This window comes from Aureispira sp. CCB-E (assembly GCF_031326345.1).
Taxonomy (GTDB): domain Bacteria; phylum Bacteroidota; class Bacteroidia; order Chitinophagales; family Saprospiraceae; genus Aureispira.
In genome coordinates this window covers 3,870,942-3,887,729 of sequence record NZ_CP133671.1, presented here as the reverse complement: position 1 = coordinate 3,887,729, position 16,788 = coordinate 3,870,942, and the positions used below count along the sequence as shown (strand labels likewise).

Annotated in this window: 10 protein-coding genes; 3 read left to right on the top strand and 7 right to left on the bottom strand. The window is 34.8% G+C overall.

Translation table 11 applies throughout. The features are described 5' to 3' along the window. Positions 1 to 24: 24 nt before the first annotated feature. Positions 25 to 732, top strand: coding sequence for a (d)CMP kinase (cmk, locus tag QP953_RS15110; protein WP_052598779.1), 708 nt, complete (start codon positions 25 to 27; stop codon positions 730 to 732). Between the two features lie 174 nt (positions 733 to 906). Here cmk and QP953_RS15105 read toward each other — a convergent pair whose 3' ends face one another. Both QP953_RS15105 and QP953_RS15100 read right to left on the bottom strand, forming a co-directional pair. Beyond that, the gene (locus QP953_RS15105) at positions 907 to 1,455 is read right to left on the bottom strand and encodes a pyridoxamine 5'-phosphate oxidase family protein (RefSeq protein WP_309551604.1); all 549 of its coding nucleotides are present in this window, start codon (positions 1,453 to 1,455) and stop codon (positions 907 to 909) included. A gap of 22 nt (positions 1,456 to 1,477) precedes the next feature. After that, a complete protein-coding gene (locus tag QP953_RS15100; protein ID WP_309551602.1) occupies positions 1,478 to 3,517 on the bottom strand; it encodes a protein kinase domain-containing protein in 2,040 nt (679 codons plus the stop codon). Positions 3,518 to 4,013: 496 nt separating this feature from the next. Here QP953_RS15100 and lpdA point away from each other — a divergent pair, with 496 nt between their 5' ends. Together lpdA and QP953_RS15090 are read left to right on the top strand one after the other, a co-directional pair. Beyond that, positions 4,014 to 5,411 carry a dihydrolipoyl dehydrogenase gene (lpdA, locus tag QP953_RS15095; protein ID WP_052598782.1) on the top strand — a complete coding sequence of 466 codons (1,398 nt, stop codon included), beginning with the start codon at positions 4,014 to 4,016 and terminating at the stop codon, positions 5,409 to 5,411. 237 nt (positions 5,412 to 5,648) lie between these two features. Further along, the gene (locus tag QP953_RS15090; RefSeq protein ID WP_309551601.1) at positions 5,649 to 9,122 is read left to right on the top strand and encodes a CHAT domain-containing tetratricopeptide repeat protein; all 3,474 of its coding nucleotides are present in this window, start codon (positions 5,649 to 5,651) and stop codon (positions 9,120 to 9,122) included. Between the two features lie 38 nt (positions 9,123 to 9,160). Here QP953_RS15090 and QP953_RS15085 read toward each other — a convergent pair whose 3' ends face one another. The 5 genes from QP953_RS15085 to QP953_RS15065 form a co-directional block, all read right to left on the bottom strand. Next, positions 9,161 to 10,135, bottom strand: coding sequence for a glycosyltransferase family 2 protein (locus tag QP953_RS15085; RefSeq protein WP_197043899.1), 975 nt, complete (start codon positions 10,133 to 10,135; stop codon positions 9,161 to 9,163). A gap of 109 nt (positions 10,136 to 10,244) precedes the next feature. Continuing rightward, entirely contained in the window at positions 10,245 to 11,711 is a 1,467-nt protein-coding gene (locus tag QP953_RS15080; RefSeq protein ID WP_309551600.1) for a hypothetical protein, read from the bottom strand. Between the two features lie 103 nt (positions 11,712 to 11,814). After that, positions 11,815 to 12,645 carry a hypothetical protein gene (locus QP953_RS15075; protein WP_052598785.1) on the bottom strand — a complete coding sequence of 277 codons (831 nt, stop codon included), beginning with the start codon at positions 12,643 to 12,645 and terminating at the stop codon, positions 11,815 to 11,817. 552 nt (positions 12,646 to 13,197) lie between these two features. Further along, complete coding sequence (locus QP953_RS15070; protein ID WP_309551598.1) at positions 13,198 to 14,139, bottom strand: hypothetical protein; 942 nt, start codon at positions 14,137 to 14,139, stop codon at positions 13,198 to 13,200. A 307-nt stretch (positions 14,140 to 14,446) separates the two neighbouring features. Next, positions 14,447 to 16,579: an HD family phosphohydrolase gene (locus QP953_RS15065; protein WP_052598787.1), complete on the bottom strand. Its 2,133-nt coding sequence runs from the start codon at positions 16,577 to 16,579 to the stop codon at positions 14,447 to 14,449. Between the last annotated feature and the right edge of the window lie 209 nt (positions 16,580 to 16,788).

Genomic DNA, 16,788 nt, shown 5'->3' with positions numbered 1-16,788 from the left:
TCAAAAAATCACAAAGCTCTTTTCATGGAAACTTCTAAAATTACGATTGCTGTTGACGGCTTCGCAGCCTGCGGCAAAAGTACACTAGCTAAAGCACTTGCCAAAAAATTAGGATATGTTTACGTCGATTCTGGCGCTATGTATCGTGCTGTTACGCTTTATTTTTTAGATCACAATATAGACATTGAAAATCCAGCTTCGGTAGAAGAAGCGTTGCAAAATATTAACATTCACTTTGAAAACATTGAAGGTAAAAATCATACTTTTTTAAATGGCGAAGACGTAGAAGATGCCATTAGAACCATGCGCGTTTCTAACTTTGTAAGCCCCGTTGCCACGATCTCTGCGGTACGCAAAGCTATGGTTAAGCTTCAACAAGCTATGGGTGCCAAAGGTGGGATCGCAATGGATGGTCGTGATATCGGAACGGTTGTTTTTAAGGATGCCGAACTAAAACTCTTTCTAACAGCTTCCATCGAAGAACGGACACGCAGAAGGTTAGCAGAATGGCAAAGTAAGGGAATAACAGATATTTCTCCTGAAGAAGTAGAAAAAAACCTACGCACACGTGATCACATTGACTCTACTAGAGCAGATAGCCCTCTTTGTCAAGCAGAAGATGCCATCGAGATTGACAATAGCTTGCTCACTCCTACCGAACAATTGGAATTTGCACTTCAACTTTCAAAAGACATCATCGAAAAAAAGGCTATGGGATTAGTGACTAACTAATCCTTCTAGTTTATCAACCATTTATTTTATTATTGTAATTGGCTGCATTGTAGTGTAGTTTCAACGAGTCAGTATTAAATAGAATCGGCATTTTAGTAGAGTACTACTAAAATGCTTTTTTGCTTGCAGGAAACAAACTTCAAATCGTAACAACGATCTACCAAATAATGACCGTTATTCTTCTTCAAATATACCTGTATCAAAACCATCCAAACTCGTTGTATTTTTTTCTTTCCAATAACTTTTAATTTTTGCCCTTCCCTTTTTTTCTGCCCAATTTCTTAAAATGCTCCTTTCTTCTTTGAAATCCATCAAAGGTACCGCATACCCACAGGATGTTTGCACCAAATCTAGGTCCAGCACAATAATTTGACGCGTTCCTACATCGGAGGGAAAACAATCAATGTACTGATGAAAAACTTCGTCTCGTTCATGATAAGCCTTTGCTTGACCATACAAGCGCAAGATAAGAGGTTTGCCTTCAAAGGCACAAAACATAATAGTCATTCGGCTATTTTCTAATAAATGCGCAGCCGTTTCATTGCCACTTCCCGTCAAGTTCAGCCACACAATACGCTTCCCATCAATTACTCGAAACGTATCCATCCCTTTTGGGGATACATTGACATGTCCTTCTTTTCTTGCTGTTCCTACAAAAAATAGTTTTTGTTTTTTAATAAATTCTATGAGCTCTTGGTTCAATTCTTTTAGTAATGTTGCCATTTTCAACGATTTACATTAGAAATTATAAAATATCCTGTTTTTTTGCCTCCTTTTTGATCAAATCAATAGATCTAGAGCAGTTTTTAACAAAAGACATTTCTAAATTTAATAAAGTTTTATTGTATCTCTCCTTCTTTGCTAACAAGTCATCTTCCATTTTTGACAATCGAAGACGAATACTTTGCCGTAGCACCTTTATCTGATTATTAGCACTATTTTCAATTTCATACAACTGCTCAATATAATGCTTGACAGAGGTATGAAGTATTTTTTTTTGATGTTCGTAAGTATTCTTTGCTACGTTTTTCTGATTTTTAATAGCATCAATAATGACTTGGCGTTCCCTTATAAAGCGAATTTCTTCTTTTGCCTTTTCTTCTACTTTTCGAGTCGGTTTTATTAGATTGTCTATTCGATTTAATATCTCATAGTGTGTATTCTCTAGTGCTTCCCATCTAGGCTGATAACAAGCATCTATTGTTGCAATTTGTTGCAAATATCCTTCTTCTAAATCCTGTTGCTGCGTGGGTAAATATTTATTCTCTAGAAAGCGTTGTTTACGACTTGCCGTTTTTCCTATAAAAGCCTTCCACAAAGGTTGTATATTTTGATTTTGCCGAATTTCTACGCACTTTTTTCGATACGCTTTAGACAATTGATGATACTGTTCTTGATAAAGTATTTGGCAAGCTTTCCAAGCTTCTTGATGGCTAGTAAACTCTTTTTTGTAAGATTCGTTGAATACTTTGTAACGCTGTTGCTCGCATTGATATACGTCAAAAACCTTTTGAATCTTTTGAAAAAGCAATACTTTCCACTGATCAGGAATAGCTGTCTCAGTAAATAAGTTGGTCAAAAATTCCAAGTCCTTGTCAACTTTCAAGAAATCTTTATTTGACCTTAGTTTCCAAAATCGTTTAATAGATTTCCACCAGTTATACCGTTCTTTCTTGAATTTATCCAACAGCGTAGGCAATGCAGCTTGAATCAACGGATGAAACAAGCATTCAAAAGAATTCGTAAGCCAATCTATGTTTTCAATTTTTAATATAGGGGCATATATTTTTAAAACATCATCTCCTAACGGAGTCATTAACTCTTCATCTTGTCCTTGTTCATTTCCAAAAACCAAGCACCAATCTTCAGCACTAGGACGCATACGCTCATTTTTAACCCCTTGTATAAAACAAAGATTAAATAAATATTGCAAAGCAATTGGAAAATGATCAAATGCTCTGTGCAATGAAGGTATTGCCGAAAAATAGGTCTGTTGATTGGGATTATGTACATACAGACCATGTTTTAGTTTTTCTCCCAAGCCATTAGCGTCTTTAAATTGTCCCTTGGTCGTAGCAGCAAATGGATGGATACCCAATAAAATTTTATAAAAAACAACCGCCATACTAAAGGCATCCCAACTAATAGGCAATGCTTTAGAACTACGCTGCAAAGCATGGAACTCTGGCGGTGCAAATTCTGGGGTTGCCATCGCTGCTGGAAAAAGTATTTGCTCCCCTCTTATAACTTCAATAGAATCCATATCTACCAAAGCAACCAGCCCATTGGATTGGATCAAAATATTATCAGGCTTCAAATCAACCATTACATACTTTCCCGTTTGATGAATATGATACAAGGCAACAGCAATGTTAAAACATACTTTTTGTCTCAAAGCTAAAGCTCCTTCTGTTCCTAATTCAAAACGTTGCCATTTTGTAGGGAGATGCCTTGGCAATTTGGGTGTTACTAAAATCTCTAACAACTCGCCTTCGACTTTTGGCATCAAAAACCCAACAAAACGTTGCTGCATTTCCAATATGGCAACGGGCCAACTAATTAATTGCCCTTGGGTATTATTATCAAAAATAGGTGGGTTTTCTATCAAGTATCGCAACTTATGTTGCCGTTGCTTGGTTCTCTTATTAGAATGATAAATCTTGGCGACTAAGTGAACGTATTCTTGAGGCTGAAGGACTTTGTACAAACACCCTTCTCCTCCTTGTGCAAAAGGAGTAGCATTCAGTATTAAAATAACATGGTTAGTTGCATTCCAAACTTTCACTAAACAGATGTTTTAAGGCTTAAAGTAGCTAAGTGCCCTGCAAAGTATTTATCTAATATTTTTTCTGAACGATTATTTAAGCAAACCTTTTATCTACGTTTTAGCACAAAAAAAAGAGATTCTAAAAAAAATAAGGCTACAAATAATCGACTAATTAATAGAAAATGTACCTTTGTGGCAAGATAGAGACTTATTGACATTATATTAGCGATGTACTAATATTAATATGGTGTAGCTTTCCTTTGTTTTTTATAAAAAAAATCAAAAAAACACCTTTGTATTAAACTCGCTGCCAGCTCTTTAAATATTTTCAATCAGCTACGCAGCATTCATACAATAAATTGATGCAAGTTAGCTACGCTGTTACTATATGGTTCTCACAAAGTAATATACTATAAAAGTAATCAAAAAAAATGGAGACAGTAGTTTTAGTTATCGTCAGGTTTTGTAATAATTAAAACTACGCTACTATTCACACATAAAACTTACTCAAATTATGAACTACGATGTAATTGTAATCGGATCTGGACCAGGTGGTTATGTTGCGGCTATTCGCGCAGCTCAACTAGGACTAAAAACAGCTGTTGTTGAACGTGAGTCGTTGGGAGGTATTTGTTTAAACTGGGGATGTATTCCAACCAAGGCACTTCTTAAAAGTGCGCAAGTATTTGAATACATCAATCATGCATCTGATTATGGTATTGAAACTGCTGATCCTAAAGCAGATTTTGGCGCTATTGTAAAACGTTCTCGTGGCGTAGCGGACAAAATGAGTAAAGGGATCAAGTTTTTGATGGGTAAAAACAAAATTGATGTTTTGATGGGTACTGGTAAATTAGTGGCTGGCAAAAAGGTAGCCGTAACTGATGATAAAGGTAACACAAAACAATATGGTGCCAAGCATATTATTGTTGCTACAGGTGGTCGTGCTCGCCAATTACCTGGTATTGACATTGACAAAAAGAAAGTTATTGGTTACCGTGAGGCAATGGTCTTAGAAGAACTTCCTAAGAAAATGGTTGTTATGGGATCTGGTGCGATTGGTGTAGAATTCGCTTACTTTTACAACACGCTAGGAACAGAAGTTACTATTGTTGAATACATGGACAATATTTTGCCTAGAGAAGATGCCGATGTCTCAAAGGAGATGAAAAAAATCTTCAAGAAAGCTGGTATGCAATTAAAAACTAGCTCTGCTGTAACTAATGTTGATACCAAAGGAAAAGGTTGTAAAGTTACTGTTAAACACAACAAAACAGGAAAAGAAGAAGTCTTAGATTGTGATGTGGTTCTTTCTGCTGTTGGTGTTGTTCCTAACACAGAAAACATTGGCTTGGAAACAGTGGGCGTCAAAACCAACAAACATGGTTTCATTGAAGTAGATGATTTTTACAAAACCAATGTAGATGGGATTTATGCTATTGGTGACGTTTTGGCAACACAAGCTCTAGCTCACGTTGCTAGTGCAGAGGCCATCACTTGTGTTGAAAAAATTGCTGGACACCATCCTGAAAAAATAGACTACAACAACATTCCTGGTTGTACTTATTGTAGTCCTGAAATTGCTTCTGTTGGTATGACCGAAGCACAAGCTAAAGAAGCTGGTTACGAACTACGAGTAGGTAAGTTTCCTTTCTCTGCATCAGGAAAAGCTAGTGCAGCAGGCTCTAACCACGGTTTTGTAAAAGTAATTTTTGACAAAAAGTATGGCGAGTTTTTAGGTTGTCATATGGTTGGTGCTAATGTTACCGAAATGGTGGCAGAAATTGTTGTTGCTCGCAAGCTAGAAACGACAGGAATGGAGATCATCAAATCGGTACATCCTCATCCAACAATGAGTGAAGCAGTTATGGAAGCTGCTGCTGCTGCTTATGATGAAGTCATTCATTTGTAAAGGCTAATAAGCTAACTTAATAATATACTTACGCTGATTCTTCGGAGTCAGCGTTTTTTTTATGCCTAGTTCCCCCTAATCGCTGTGTAAAATCTTGGAGCAATTATAACAAACAATTAAATGTGTATTTTAATCTTCTAAATCCAAGAGAATCAAGTAATTTTTCTATCTTTAAAAGGCAACAAAACTAGAAGGTTTATCCTCTCCCCTTTTTTTTATAAACCAACCGTTCTTATCATGCAGATTTTAAAATCCGTTTCAAAATCTATGGCATTGCTATGCTTTAGTATAAGTATTCTAGTTATTGGGCTTACGTTTCCCCACTATGCCCAACAAGACAGCAACCAACTGCTTTCTCCAGATGCTCCGCCACAATCCGCAGATGATTTTCTAAAAACTGGATTAACGCTTCAAAAAGAAGATAAATTTCAGGAAGCTACTCCTATGTTTCAAAAGGCACTGGCGCTTTATGAAAAAGATAAAAACTGGAATAAAATTGCAAAGACCATTTACTACGCAACCAAGCAGTGTAATTGTGGCGTAGCCAGCAAGTTTAATGGTCCTGTTATAGAAGCTTCTTTAAACCAACTCACTCCTTTGTTACCAGATACTAGTTATTGGATTGGACGCTTATATATTGCCAATGGTCTTTATTATAAAAGAGCAAAAGGAAAAAAAAGGGATCATAAAAAAGCGATAGAGTTGGTTCAAAAAGGAAAAGAAATCCTACAATTTCACAACAAACCTGAAGACATTCTTGCTGCGGATTTTATTATTGCCAGAGAGCTCAAATACACCTTTAAGGATAGAAAGAAGGGCTGGGAAGCCACCTTTAATGCTCTTATAAAAACGGCCATAGATGCTCGTAGGTTGCCTATAGAACATCCTACTCGTAGAGAAATACATTCGTACATACTCGATGAAATTGTTAACAAATCGAATGCTGCTAGGGCTTATGTTGAAGCAGAAAAAGAATTGCTAAAGCAAGAAAAACGTTGGGCAGATTACATTTATAGTAGCATTATGCTTAGCCAAGGGTATTACTCCATTCAAGACTACAAGACGATGCAACAACAACTGCAACAAGCTTTAAACGTTCTAGAACAATATCAACTTCCAGACGACAAAGCCTATTTAGTCAGCCAAACGTATTACCTTTTAGCAACATATTATCGACAGGTAGGTGATTTGGAACAAGCTGCCAAATTTTATAAAAAAACAGAATCTGCTCCCCTCACTCCTCAGGTGGAGTTAGCTTTGTACCAAGGTATGGGAATGCTTTATTTGCAAAAAAATGATTTTGAAAATGCTGCTCTTTATTTTAAGAACTTAGAAATACTCACTCAAACGACAAAAAATGATGTTTTAGAAGGGCGTTTACCTCATGATTTAGGTTGGATTGAAGAGCAAAAAAACTATTTGCGATTAGCCTTGCAGTTCTATCAAAAATCACATAAAAAAACATTAAAAAGTTTTCAAAAAAGAGGAGATGATACTGGCAATAAAATTCAAAGTCTGATACATACTAATCATGCCATTGCTAGAGTCAACTACAAATTAAATCGTCCAGATTCTGCTATGTACTATTTAGAGTTCAATCAGCATTTGCACAACCATCCATTTCCTGCGCATCCCAATGGTGCACCTTATCATAACTATACGACCAATCTTTGGTTGGGAAGAATTTATACTCAAAAAGGAGCATTTGAAAAGGCAAAACTTGCATTTGATAAAGCCTTGGAGCAAGCGCATCAAGTTCCCTCCGATATTCCCTATGACTTATACAAAATTCACCATGCCATCGCGGATCATTATTATGCTCAGGCGCATTGGGCTAAGAGCCTAGAAGCCTGCCAAATAGCCATTCAACATCTAATTTCCGACTACCCTATTGATGCGATTGACGCCTTGCCCAATCCTGAGAAGACACCATTTTTGCGAGAATTGTGGGAGTTGGTTTTATTAAAATCTAAAGTATTCAAACAAATAGGAAAAATAGATTGGGCCTATCAAACTGTTCAACATGCTATTGTTATTATTAATCAGCTGCAAAATAGTTTTAATGGCGAAGATTCTAAGTTATTTATCACACAAGTAACCATTCCTACTTATGAACTAGCCATTGAATTAGCCATTCAATCCAAGGATAATCCAACAGCTTTTCTTTATTCTGAACAAAGCAAAAGCGTCTTACTTTTGAGTGCGCTAAAAAATAATACGGCCAAAAAATTTGGCAACCTTCCCGATAGCCTAATTGAAAAAGAAACAACTTTAGCTCAGAATTTAGTAGCCTATGAAAAGCAGCTTTTTGAGGCTGAAAGCTCTAAAGATACGTCCATTATTAATCATTCTAGACCTAAAATATTACAAATTCGACAAGAAATAGAAGCACTTCAGCGTTTGTTTGAACAAAAATATCCCAAGTATTATGCACTCAAATATGCGCCACAAATTGCAACCGTTCAACAGGTTCAAGATTATATTAACGATAGTACTTTGTTAGTTGAATACTTTGTTGGTGATAGTAGCATTTATCTATTTTCTATTCAAAAAGAAGACTTTCTTATCAAACGCATCCCTAAAGAAGCTAACTTTAATCGTACAACCAATGCTCTTTATCGTTCGCTAAAAAACATTGGCAAAATTAGTAGCGATTATGATGGCTTAGTAGAAAAATTTAGTCGTCATTCGCATTCTATTTACCAACAATATTTGGCTCCCGTCTTGATTCCCAACAAACAACAACTTATTGTTGTCCCAAGTGGCAAGTTTGCTAATTTACCCTTTGAAGTTTTTCTACAGACACTTCCCAATCAGCAAGAAACAACAAGTTTTAAATCCCTAGATTATTTAATCAATGATTATACAATCAATTACCAATACTCTACTTCTTTGATGTTGTATTACCACCCTGAATTGTCCAACAATGGGAAAGTTTTGGCGATGGCGGCTTCTTATGATTTGACGTCTCAAGAACTAGCAACCATAAAAGCTCGGGATACTCGTGCTGGCGATTTAAGAAGTAGCTTAGACCCTATTCCTGGAACTAAAAAAGAAGTCAAAGCGCTTGAAGAACACTTTCACGGAAAATTCTTGGTTGACCAAGATGCTAACGAAACCAATTTTAAACACTTGGCTCAAAGCAACGAATTTTCAATTATTCATATGGCTATGCACGGGATTGTAGACAAACGAAATCCAGAATACTCTTGCATGGCTTTGACAAAAGGCTCTAAGGATAGCTTAGTAGACGATTTACTGTATGCCTATGAGATTAATTTACTCGACTTGCAAGCCAATTTAGTGGTGCTTAGTGCCTGTGAAACAGGATATGGCAAATATGAACGAGGCGAAGGAGTTATGAGTATTGGGCGTGGTTTTATGTATGCAGGAGTACCTAGCATTGTGATGACATTGTGGCCCTTGAGCGATGGTTCTGGTCCTTTTTTGATAGAAAAATTATACCAAGGTTTAGCCGAAGGATTACCAAAAGATCAAGCGTTGCGCCAAGCTAAATTAGCTTGGATTGATCATGCAGGTGATAAAACGGCACATCCGTTCTTTTGGGCTAGTTTTATTACATTGGGTGATAATAGCCCAATTTATGTCAAAAAACACAGCTTATTAAAGGATTATTGGATCCATGGAGTTTTAGCATTGCTTCTTTTGAGTGGATTCGGTTTCTTTCTTAAACGAAAAAAAATGACGTAATTATTGGGAGAGGATAAAGACCAAAGAAAGTTAAGCACCTACCTGCTAGATTTTGTAGAAATCCCTTCATTTTTTTGTCTAATTTTCAGCATAGTATTTTTTTTCTCAATGCGTACAATCGAATCGAGAATTAATCCACAACATAGTAACAATAAAGCAATAATAATCAACCCTAATGCCAATATCGCTGTGGGAACTTTATAGACATAACTAAATTTGATATATTCATAAATAGGAAACATCCCTATTCCTACTCCAATCAAAGATAAAATTAACGCTAGAATAGAAAAAAAAGATAATGGTTTATAGAAGCGATATAAATTAAAAAATGTCATGATGATCTTTATTCCATCCTGAAATGTATTCAACTTAGAATGGCTATCTTCAGGTCTGTCTCTATAATCAATGGGCACTTCTCTAATCCCTACGCCATAGTGTAGGGCAAAAATAGATAAGTCTGTTTCAAGCTCAAAACCTTGTGCCAATGACGAATAGTTTTTAACAAATGAATATGAGAAAATCCTATAACCGCTCAAAATGTCTTTCAAATCTGTATTAAAAAACACATTAATTAGCTTTTTGATTAAGTAATTCCCAAAAACATGAAATTTTCTTTTGTTTTCTTTCTGATAAGATTGATTGGATAGCCGATCTCCTACAACCATATCAACATTGTAAACCAATAATTCATCTATCATTAAATTTACCTTATCAATAGGGTAAGTATCATCTCCGTCTATCAGTATATATATATCAGCCTCAATTTCGCCAAACATCCGAACAACAACATTGCCTTTCCCTTTATTGTACTCTTTGCGCACAATAGCATTAAATCTCATTGCGACTTCAGACGTTTTATCACTAGAGTTGTTATCATAAACATAAACCGTTGCCGCAGGTAGCTCCTTTTGAAACTGCTCTATAACATTTCCTATTGTTTTTTCTTCGTTCAAACAGGGAATAAGAACGGCAATATTCAAATTGTCTTTATTCTCTAATGTATACTTATTCATTATGTTCAATTAGTAGTTCGTTGGTTGTCGTTAGTTTGACAACATAGTTTCAACAAACTATTGTTACATAAAAAGATTAAAATAATAAAATGAAACGTCTAAAACGCACCTAACGTCCTTGATAGATAAAAGCATTGACCCTATCAAAAAATCCTCTAACCAAAACATTATTTCCTAAAAAGAATGAAAATAAAATCATGACAGCAAACAACCCTCTTTTGTAAGAATAGACCATTACATTGTAGAAGCTATCCCAATTATAATCAATAAAGTAGAAAAAGATAGAATATACTATTAGCGTCAATAATGTCATGTAAACCATAATCCAATGATCTAATACTACAGACTTTAGTTTATTTTTTTCTTGCTTAATTGTATATCTAAAAAACAAATACAACGAGCTAATTACTAAAAAAGCAAAGTATAAATAGGGCGTTAATCCAAAGAAAGTTTTGTTAAACAAGACACCATTTTTTATGGCATCTCCTCCCCATAAATATCCCCACCATTGAAGTAACTTGTCGTAGTTAAAGCTAAAGTCCAAGCCTGTTTTGGGCGTATGAGGCAATAGATTATTGACTTGAGTATACAACAACCAGAATAGTATGGGAAATAAAACAATTACTCCGTAGCCAATTAATTGAGCCACATTTTCTTTATTTAACTGTTGAATAGTATGCGCTAGCAAAAGCAATCCTATCAAAAAACTAAACAAGACGTTTTCCAATCGAATCAAAGAGTTAATTGCCAGAAATAACAGAGTCAATATGAAATAAGGCTGTTTGTTTTTTTTGTCCCTAAACCAAATAAAAAATGAAATAAACCCCAAAGAAGTATACACCCCTTGCGGCATATTAGTTTGTGACAATGAAGAATGAGCAACAAACTCAGGGATTAGTAAAATCAAAATTACTATAAATATGCTATTAAGATGTGTCAATTCTAACTGGCGCAATAAGCCATACATCATGACTAAAAATGAGGTAAAAATAACACTTGTTATGATTTTCGATGTAATGGCTCCTGTCATGTAAGCATAGCCAAAAGTACCTGCAACAAAAGGAGGATAAACCAAACGGTGAGCCGTATTAAAAATAGAACGTCCGTCTGAATTAAACAAACTATTGTCAAAAGTGCCTTCGGCAGCGAGTACCTTCGCCATTAAATCATATCCTGCTACGGTATCAAATTCAAAAGGGGGATAAAATAAACATTTCTGAGTGACCATCCACCATAGATAAATCGCTAAACTTGCTAAAAAACACCAAACAACATTTATTGATATTCCTTTTTTATAACTGCTCAAATTGCTTGGTAAGAGTATTTTTTGGATGGGTGTTTTTTGGATTGCCAGACAAGCAACAGATCCAATAACTGCTATACTACTACCAATATAGATGTTGGTTAGTGAGACAGAAATTCCTACAAAATCGAGAAAAATCATGAGCATCACTTGCACTCCCAACCCCACCAAACTTGCACCACCTAAACGCTCTAAATATGAAAAATTAGATGCTATTGTTGTTAGTATAAAAAAGCCAACTAAAAACGTGATTAACAAACTTATAAATAACATAAATTAACTTTTAACAATAAATGGATACAGAAGTTTTGCCGACAAAAATTCTTGTTTTTAGTATGTCCAGCCACCACTAGTAGACGGGTGATTTCCTAGGCAATTACCTAGTATTTGAAGGGATAACAGGTTTTTGCTGTGCATTGGAATCGTTAATTGGAAGTACAACATGGGCTTCTCTACGCCGAGGGATATAATTCAAATGTTCGTATCCTCTCCCATTAACAATAGCCACATGAGTAACTTTTTTACGCAATTCCTCATAATCACAATTTTGATAATAATTCTTATGCCCTTCTAGTGAATCTAGCCCTTCATATTCATCATATACCAACTGTCTAGGATAAACAAAATAATAACACCATGCCTTTCTCTTCAAGTCTGGAAACTCCAACGCATTATCAGGTGCTCCCTCTGGCAACACTAAATCTTCCTTATCTGGCATTAATATAATTGCATCTTCAGGCGTTTTATCTATGATACAATAGCGCAAGTATTGATAACTTGTACCACTTTTACTCGCTTGAATATCTTCTTGGCACAAAGTGTCTAATTCGATTATGTTTTTATAATTTTGAAGTAGATGCGTATTGTATAACCACTTATAGCTATGAAACCACTCATAGTTTTTTGAAGCAAAATAAGTCTGTGAATTTATTGCCATCGTTCGTTCATCAGACGTAACACTAGTATCTTGAGCGTTAATTTTGGCAACAATACGTTGCACTTCATTCAAATCGTAAAAGTCAACAACCAATACATACCAAAAACCCAATGCAAAAAAAGCAGCTACAATAGAGGAGCGAAAAAACACACTTACAAAAGTAGTTTCCTTACCTTTGTCTTGAGATATTTGAATATTTCCACTAATGGCTTCCGATTCTTTCGGAGACTTGTTCTTAGACTTTTTCTGTTTCCTGTTTTTCTTTGACATATCCAATAGGTATTTTCCTACATTTTTTATTTTTGCAACGCCATCACTTATTTAGAATATCCATAGGATTGCCCTTTCTTAGTTGCCTATTTTAGCAACAAGAATTGTATTTTGGGGAACTAAATTTTATAATTTTGCTATCTCCCATCACTTCTTTGAAAAACATACCAAGCTGACTATCAAAAAAAATAAAAGATTGCCTTTCTATTTTTCATAGAAAAACTAAGCTTCCACCCTATCTTAATAAGATGCATCCATTGAATGTCAAATTGGATAATAATGGTTTTTCAAAGACAACAAATAACTAAGCAAAGTGCCTCATTAATCGAAGCGAGGAATTAATCCTATTAGTTTTCATTTTAGGATAACTCTTTCATTTCTAATAGAAAGAAAAGAATCTAAAGCGTATAGATAGAGATGATTTTTTGTCCCAATAAGACAAGAAGTCATAGTTTTTTGTTAAAGAGGCTATCAGAAAAAGTTTTCCGATAACCTCTCACTACTAATTTAACTATAAAAACACCCTATTTATTTTTACAATACAACCTAAGCCTATAGGTTGTTGATTGTTGTTTGTAATTGAGTTTGGGTTACAGGTGACATAGGAACTTGTATTGGGCTAGTAACAGCAGATATTGTTGTATTTAAAGTTCCCAAGTAAATTTGAGAAGCATCCATTCCAACAATTACGATAGTTACAGACTCGCCTATTGGTAATTGGAAAGAAGTGCCAAATGTTCCTGTTGTAGGATTATAATACAAGGAAGCTACTGAGTTTAGGTTGTTAAAAACTACATACGCTGTTACATCTGTCAAATTTACACCTGCTGAAAGTCGAGGTTCAACACTAAATGCATTGGTCATATTTGCTCCTCCTACAAAATAATCGCAGTTGATCCAAGTTAAACTGTCAAAATAAAATTGATAGTTGCTGTTCAAAGAATCTATTCCTACCCAAGATGAATCAACAGGTGTCCAAGTAGAGTCTGATTCTGTAGACGTAAACAAATCCATAGCTGAAGGATTAGAGGTAGCACTGCTAATTGGAACCTCCATGAAGTAATCTTGATTCAAAAAAACTTCCTGCCCTCCAGATGTTGCACTCATAAAAAATTCTCCTCCAGATTCTAGCAACTGACCGTTAGAAGCTACCGTCATACGCTCTGACCAAATCATATCTCCTTTTGAATAAATTTCTTGGAGCTCGAAATCAATTTGCCCTGTAACAAGATTGCCCTGTGCATCGACAAAACTATTGGCAGAAAACGTAATTTTTGTTCCGTCCTCTCCTGTAATCGTTTGCGCTGATGTGGGTGTAATGGTAAACTTCTGCTTTTTAGGTTCTTGATTATCAAAAAGATCACTAACTTTATTATAAGGCAAAAGCACATCATTTCCAACAGGCTGTTCAATTTCTGTTTCTTTACAGCTCACAAAACATAAGGAAGATATAGTTACTAAAACCAACAAAGACTTAATTGCATTGATTGTCATAAATGATTGTATTAATTTGTGTTTAGGTAATTATTATTTACCCTACAAATATCCAGCATCTACCAACAAGAGCAAAAAACAGTTTTGCAACAAACTTTTTTAATTAACACATCCCTTTAATCATAAAACAATAATAATCAAACTATTAAAACGCCAATCAAATAAAATTTCTTACAAAAACTATTTCATCACAAAGGCTATTTTCTAAAAAAAATGTTTAGCCACCAAATTTCAGTTTATGCTTTTTCATTTATTTTATTCCCTCCATTTCATATTACTTAGAACAAAATAAAGCCTATTTTGAGTATTATTTTTTTTCTTCGTCAGGATAAGCAATACGAACGTGGTTCATACTTTTTAATAACTTTTTGAACACCTTTTTGACCTCCTCTAATTCTTGAAAAGACAGGTTTGTATTTTCAAGTTGCCCCATTGTTATTTTTCCTTTAATAATATTCTCTACCAAATTATTAATATCCTCTTCTGTTGGTGATTTCAAGCTTTTTGAAGCAGCTTCCAAAGAATCTGCCATCATCATAATAGCTTGTTCTTTGGTTTGTGGCTTGGGACCAGGATAAGTAAAATTAGTGGGGTCTATCTCTTTGTCAGGTTGTTCTTTTTGCTCCATTCTATAGAAATACTCGACTCTAGTTGTACCATGATGAGTCAAGATGAAATCAATCAGCACTGTTGGCAATCGATTTTTCTTAGCCAGTTTGACCCCTTCTGTCACGTGCTTAATAATCATTTGAGCACTTTCTAAATTTGTCAATTTACTGTGCGGACTACTATCATTTTGATTTTCTATATAATATTGAGGGTTCGACATTTTACCAATGTCGTGATACAAAGCCGCTACTTTTACCAACAAAGAGTTGGCTCCAATTACCTTTGCAGCTGCTTCCGATAAATTTGCTACTTGCAAAGAATGTTGTAACGTCCCAGGTGCTCTAATCGAAAGTTCTTTTAGCAAATAATTGTCCATGTCTGCCAATTCCACCAATGTAATATCCGAAGTTAACCCAAATAGTTTTTCAAAAAGAGGAATCAAAGGGTAAGATAACAGCGTCAAAAACACATTAAACAACACCCAACCCAACATGTGCCAACGTACTCCTTCTTCTATAACTGTTCCATTATCCGAAACAATTGGGAATATGGTTCCTGTATGAATTAGCTCTAAGCTAATGAATCCAGCCGCATAAGCGATTCCTATATACAACAAGGAAACAAAAAAATCAGATAAATGTCTTGTTTTTAATTTATTAACAACAGCTACCATTCCTACCAAGATCTGAATCAAAATAAAATGATAATCCAACGACAACAACATGCTTATTAGTAGTATAATAATAACATGTGTAAATAAAGCTAGTTGGGCATTGAAGAAGTTAATAATAATAATTGGAATGATACAAAATGGAATAACATATAAATCTAATATATAAATATCATGCACAATGTAAGCCAAATAAGCATAGCCAGCAATAATTAATAAAATCAAGGACAAGTGCCTAAAATTATAAAAAACCTCTGGTGTATAAAACTGTACAAACAAGGCAAATATGGCAATTAATGCAATTGTCAAGGCAAGATACCCCAAGTAAATCAACCAACTATTTTTATGCTGATTAATCTCTTGGTTATACTTTGTTTGGTATGAAATTAATTTTGAATAAGTAATAGAATCAATCAATCGATCTCTAGTAACAATAGGGTCACCTGCCTTGACCATACCCCGATAAGGAGAAACACTATTAAAAGCGTCTTCTAAAGATTTTTGTGTCACTATACTATCGAATGTGATATTAGGAACAACTAAAATTTGCTCCAACAAATCTGACAAAAATTTGGATTCTGTCAATTCATCTTCCACACTATACAGCGTATCGACCAAAAACTGAATAGCAGCTTTGTTAGTATATACATCTTGCACCGAAAACTCTCCCAAATCTACATTACCATCCAACAAATCAAATACAAAATTTTCTTTTTGTTCTCTGTGCTTAGGTTCTAACTCAATCAAACGCTTGGTATAGATTTTATCCAATACCTCTAATCCAAAACGAACATACTCCAAAGAATCTAACAATTGACTGGAGTCATTGGGTTCATAAAGCGCCCAAGCTGTATGAAATGCCTTTTCAAAAGCTTGCTTTTGCGTTGTAATAACTTCCTTATCCCATCGATAATAAGGATCTATTTGCTTGGCAATTCGCGCTCGTTCCCATTCTATTTCTTGGGGGGTTTTCTTTATTGGAAAATCAAAAGGAGCTTTTAAGTCATTGTGTTTCCAACGTTTGCCTTGCTCAAAATCATAATCAAAATTCAAGTTCGTAGGAAAAAATAAACTAATAAATAAAGCCAACATTCCTAGCAAAATGAAGCGCACAATATGCGGTATCGTATCAATGGAATTTTGTATTATTTTTAAACTCATAATTTTAGTTATAATAGCCAAGGAGATTTTTTAACAATTCACGACATTGGACTGTATTGCTCCTTATAATTAGTCTGCTTCAATCTAGTCATAATAGCGTACTCTTATGGAGCATTGCTATCTAAAAAAATGCAATTTAATACATTCATTTGAACAAAAGTTGAATTGCTTCTATTTAATCTTTTGTATGTTTGCAAAAGCTATAAAAA

What these genes read in the sequence shown, in the direction of transcription:
- QP953_RS15070 (WP_309551598.1), bottom strand. Translation starts at nt 14,139, where the DNA reads ATGACAATCAATGCAATTAAGTCTTTGTTGGTTTTAGTAACTATATCT.
- QP953_RS15085 (WP_197043899.1), bottom strand. Translation starts at nt 10,135, where the DNA reads ATGAATAAGTATACATTAGAGAATAAAGACAATTTGAATATTGCCGTT.
- QP953_RS15105 (WP_309551604.1), bottom strand. Translation starts at nt 1,455, where the DNA reads ATGGCAACATTACTAAAAGAATTGAACCAAGAGCTCATAGAATTTATT.
- cmk (WP_052598779.1), top strand. Translation starts at nt 25, where the DNA reads ATGGAAACTTCTAAAATTACGATTGCTGTTGACGGCTTCGCAGCCTGC.
- QP953_RS15065 (WP_052598787.1), bottom strand. Translation starts at nt 16,579, where the DNA reads ATGAGTTTAAAAATAATACAAAATTCCATTGATACGATACCGCATATT.
- QP953_RS15080 (WP_309551600.1), bottom strand. Translation starts at nt 11,711, where the DNA reads ATGTTATTTATAAGTTTGTTAATCACGTTTTTAGTTGGCTTTTTTATA.
- lpdA (WP_052598782.1), top strand. Translation starts at nt 4,014, where the DNA reads ATGAACTACGATGTAATTGTAATCGGATCTGGACCAGGTGGTTATGTT.
- QP953_RS15090 (WP_309551601.1), top strand. Translation starts at nt 5,649, where the DNA reads ATGCAGATTTTAAAATCCGTTTCAAAATCTATGGCATTGCTATGCTTT.
- QP953_RS15075 (WP_052598785.1), bottom strand. Translation starts at nt 12,645, where the DNA reads ATGTCAAAGAAAAACAGGAAACAGAAAAAGTCTAAGAACAAGTCTCCG.